At 73.1% G+C, this 4,224-nt stretch carries 5 protein-coding genes and 1 pseudogene; 4 read left to right on the top strand and 2 right to left on the bottom strand.

From position 1 onward, the window contains the following. The 4 genes from VFO68_RS17650 to VFO68_RS17665 form a co-directional block, all read left to right on the top strand. A partial coding sequence (locus VFO68_RS17650) for a VWA domain-containing protein (protein ID WP_325159400.1) occupies positions 1-678 on the top strand: 678 nt, incomplete at its 5' end. Positions 679-749: 71 nt separating this feature from the next. Beyond that, positions 750-1,454 (top strand): 3-oxoacyl-ACP reductase FabG, encoded by a 705-nt coding sequence (fabG, locus tag VFO68_RS17655; RefSeq protein WP_325159401.1) that lies wholly within the window; start codon positions 750-752, stop codon positions 1,452-1,454. Positions 1,455-1,477: 23 nt separating this feature from the next. Beyond that, positions 1,478-2,245, top strand: coding sequence for an enoyl-ACP reductase FabI (fabI, locus tag VFO68_RS17660; RefSeq protein WP_325159402.1), 768 nt, complete (start codon positions 1,478-1,480; stop codon positions 2,243-2,245). 61 nt (positions 2,246-2,306) lie between these two features. Further along, entirely contained in the window at positions 2,307-3,392 is a 1,086-nt protein-coding gene (locus VFO68_RS17665; RefSeq protein WP_325159403.1) for a ferrochelatase, read from the top strand. Here VFO68_RS17665 and VFO68_RS17670 read toward each other — a convergent pair. Both VFO68_RS17670 and VFO68_RS17675 read right to left on the bottom strand, forming a co-directional pair. Further along, a complete protein-coding gene (locus VFO68_RS17670) occupies positions 3,304-3,906 on the bottom strand; it encodes a hypothetical protein (protein WP_325159404.1) in 603 nt (200 codons plus the stop codon). The two genes, VFO68_RS17665 and VFO68_RS17670, sit on opposite strands and share 89 nt — an antisense overlap. 3 nt (positions 3,907-3,909) lie before the next feature. Then, positions 3,910-4,224 (bottom strand): annotated as a pseudogene (locus VFO68_RS17675) (hypothetical protein); the annotation flags it as partial.

A 4,224-nucleotide genomic window follows, 5' to 3' on the forward strand; every position in this document is an offset into this window, starting at 1 on the left:
GCCACCGACGTCCGGCCGACCCGGCTGGCGGCCGCCCAGGAGTCGGCGAAGTCCTTCACCCAGGGTCTGACCCAGGGCATCAACCTGGGGCTGATCTCGTTCGCCGGCACCGCGACGGTGCTGGTCGGCCCGACCACCGACCGGACGCCGGTGGTCCAGGCGATCGACGGGCTCAAGCTGGCCCAGTCCACTGCGACCGGTGAGGCGATCTTCGCGGCGCTGCAGTCGATCGAAGGTTTCTCGCAGGTCGTCAGCGGACCGCAGGGACCGCCGCCCGCCCGGATCGTGCTGCTGACCGACGGCAAGCAGACCATCCCCACGCCGGTCGGCGACGACCCGAGGGGAGCGTTCACCGCGGCCAGGGCGGCCGCCGAGCGGAAGATCCCGATCTCGACGATCTCGTTCGGCACCGAGCACGGCGAGGTGTCGATCGACGGCAAGCCGCAGAGCGTGCCGGTGGACGACGAGTCGATGAAGGAGATCGCCCGGCTGTCCGGCGGCGAGTTCTACAAGGCGGCCACCGCCGAGCAACTCCGTTCCGTCTACGACACGCTCGGCGAGCAGATCGGCTACGAGACCAAGGACGCCGACGCGAGCCGGCCCTGGCTCATCCTCGGCACCCTGATGGCGCTGGTGGCCGCCGGCGCCGCACTGCTGATCGGCCAACGACTGCCCTAGGGGCGTCCGCCCCGGACCGTCCGGATAGCCTGCGAAGCTGCCAGGGGAATCGCGCGGGTCGAGGAGTGGGCGTGGGACGGTCGGTACTGGTCACGGGTGGCAATCGCGGCATCGGGTTGGCGATCGCCCGGGCGTTCGCCGCGCAGGGCGACAAGGTGGCGGTCACCCACCGCGGCTCCGGCGTGCCGGAGGGCCTGTTCGGGGTGACCTGCGACGTGACCGACCCGGCGGCCGTCGACGCGGCGTTCACCCAGGTCGAGGACGCGCACGGGCCGGTCGAGGTGCTGGTGTCCAACGCCGGGATCACCGACGACACGCTGCTCATGCGCATGAGTGAGGAGCAGTTCGTCCGGGTGGTGGACGCCAACCTCACCGGCGCCTACCGGGTGGCCCGCCGGGCGACCCGGGCGATGCTGCGCGCCCGGTGGGGCCGCATGATCTTCATCTCGTCCGTCACGGGCATGCTCGGCTCGCCCGGCCAGGTGAACTACACGGCCAGCAAGGCCGGCCTGATCGGCGTCGCCCGCTCGATCACCCGCGAGCTGGGCTCCCGCAACATCACCGCGAACGTGGTGGCGCCCGGCTTCATCACCACCGACATGTCCGGCGCGCTGCCCGAGGAACGCAAGGCGCAGATCCTGGCCCAGGTGCCCGCCGCCCGGTACGGCGAACCGGACGAGGTGGCGGCCGCGGTAACCTTCCTCGCCTCGGACGCCGCCGGGTACATCTCCGGAGCCGTAGTCCCGGTCGACGGTGGCCTGGGCATGGGCCACTGAACCGAAATCGCGGGAGGACCACTGTGCCGGGACTGCTCGAGGGCAAGCGACTGCTGATCACCGGGGTGATCACCGACTCGTCGATCGGCTACCACGTGGCCCGGGTCGCCCAGGACGAGGGCGCCGAGGTCGTGCTGACCGGGTTCGGCCGCATGAGCCTGGTCGAGCGGATCGCCCAGCGGCTGCCGAAGCCGCCGCCGGTGATCGAGCTGGACGTGACCAGCACCGAGCAGCTCGACGGGCTGGCCGACCGGGTGCGCGAGCACACCGACGGGCTGGACGGGGTGCTGCACTCGATCGCCTACGCGCCACCGTCCTGCCTGGGTGAGGACTTCCTGGACGCGCCGTGGGAGGACGTGGCGACCGCGGTGCAGGTCTCGGCGTACTCGCTGAAGTCGCTCGCGGTCGCCTGCCTGCCGCTGATGGGCTCCGGCGGCTCGATCGTCGGCCTGGACTTCGACGCGCGGATGGCCTGGCCGGCCTACAACTGGATGGGCGTGGCGAAGTCCGCGCTCGAGTCCACCACCCGCTACCTGGCCCGGGAGCTGGGTCCGAAGGGCATCCGGGTCAACCTGGTGGCCGCCGGTCCGCTCGGCACCATGGCCGCGAAGTCCATCCCCGGCTTCACCATGCTCCGCGACGCCTGGGGGGAGCGCGCCCCGCTGGGCTGGAACACCTCGGACGCCACCCCGGTGGCCCGGTCGGTCTGCGCGCTGCTGTCCGACTGGTTGCCGGCCACCACCGGCTCCATGGTGTGGGTGGACGGCGGGGTGCACGCGTTGGGGATGTGAGATCCGGCGTGTAGGCATGGGTGACATAGGCAGTGAGCCGGACCGACCTGGAGGCCCCGCCATGAGCACTGACTACGAGGCCCTGCTGTGGCTGTCGTTCGGGGGTCCGGAGCGACCCGAGGACGTGCGGCCGTTCCTGGAGAACGTGACCCGTGGGCGCGGGGTGCCGCCGGAGCGGCTGGACGAGGTCGAGCACCACTACCAGTCCTTCGGCGGGGTCTCGCCGATCAACCGGCTCAACCGGGCGGCGATCGAGGCCACCCGGATCGAGCTGGCGCAGGCCGGGATCGACCTGCCGGTCTACTTCGGCAACCGCAACTGGCATCCGCTCGTCGAGGACGCGGTCGCCGAACTGGCCAACGCGGGGGTGCGGCGCGCCCTGGTGTTCAGCACCAGCGCCTACGGCGGTTACTCGGCCTGCCGCCAGTACGACGAGGACATCGCCCGGGCCCGGGCAGCGCTCGGCGACGCGGCGCCCGAGCTGGTGAAGCTGCGCCAGTTCTTCGACCACCCGCTGTTCGTCGCGGCCGTGGCCGACGCCGTGCGGCTGGCGGCGGCGGCGCTGCCGGCCGGGACGGCGGGGGAGTTCCGGCTGGTGTTCACCGCGCACTCGGTGCCGGTCTCGGCCGACGCCGCGGCCGGTACCCCGGAGGAGGGCGGCCACCGCTACTCCCGCCAGGTGGCCGAGGCGGCCCGGCTGGTCGCCGCCGAGATCGGTGCCGGCGGCTACGACGTGGTGTGGCAGTCCCGGTCCGGCCCACCCCGGATCCCGTGGCTGGAGCCGGACATCGTGGACCATCTGGACGTCCTGCACGAGCGCGGCGTGCGTGCGGTCGTGGTGTGCCCGATCGGCTTCGTCAGCGACCACCTCGAGGTGGTCTGGGACCTGGACACCGAGGCCGCGCAGCGGGCCGCCGAGCTGGGCCTGGCCTTCGCCAGGGCGGCCACTCCAGGCACCGACCCGCGGTTCGCCCAACTGGTGGTGGAGTTGGTCCGGGAGCATCTGGAGGGCGAGGAGCCGCGCAAGCTGTCCGGCCTCACCGCGGCCGGCTGCACGGTCAACGGGGCGCCGTGTGCTCCGGGTTGCTGCGTGACCGCAGGTAGGCCGCACCACGCGGCGACAGCCGGTAGCCGACCGGCAGGCTGATCGTCAGGCCCAGGTTCTTCAGCTTGCGCACGTCCAGCTTGAACGGGGCCGTCTCCCGGCCCAGGGTCGCGGCCAGGTCCGGGGCGCGCACCTCGGGCCGCTCGGCGATGATCGCGAGGGTCTGCGCGGTCCAGGGGCCGGCGGCACTGGCCCGGTCCAGCCGGTCCAGGCGCTGGCCGATCGCGGCCAGGTCGGCCGGGCCGAGCCGGTCGTCGGCGGCCAGCAGGTCCCGCGGGTCCGGGTCGTGCACCGGCCGGATGCGCAGCAGGTATACCGGGTCGGCCGGGTCACCGCGCAGGTCCGCGCGCGCCTCGTCGGCCGAGCGGTACCCGGCGGCCAGCGCGTCGCGCCGGGTGATCCTGGCCGGCGGCACCACCCGCACCTCGTCCACCGCCACACGACCGGCCGCGGTCCGGTAGGTGTTGCCGGCGGTGACCTGCCGCGCCCGCCAGCGGCGGAACAGCACGGTGATCGATCCGTCCCGGATGCCCGCCTGCAGGCGCTTCTCGATCAACAACTAGACGCGTCCAGCCTGGTTGGACAGGGTGCGCACGGCCTCGTCGATGGCGGCGCAGCGGGCGATCCGCACGGCGTCGAACAGCGGGCGCAGGGCCTGCTCGCGTTTGTGGGCCGCGGAGGCGGACAGCGCACCGCCGGGCTCGTCCTCGCCGGCCAGCTCGAGAATCGCCGACACCTCCACCGCGCGTTGCAGCACCCGCAGCGCCCGCGGCGGCATGCCCTCCGGCCAGCGGACGTTGGTCGCCGCGGCGATCCGGTCCCGCAGTTCCTCGCGCACCCCGGTGCGGTGCCGGGCCACGCCCAGCTCGGTGAG

The organism is Actinophytocola sp., from assembly GCF_035712165.1.
Taxonomy (GTDB): Bacteria; Actinomycetota; Actinomycetes; order Mycobacteriales; family Pseudonocardiaceae; genus DASYTH01.

Coding starts and splice junctions, on each gene's coding strand:
- VFO68_RS17665 (WP_325159403.1), top strand. CDS start 2,307: ATGAGCACTGACTACGAGGCCCTGCTGTGGCTGTCGTTCGGGGGTCCG.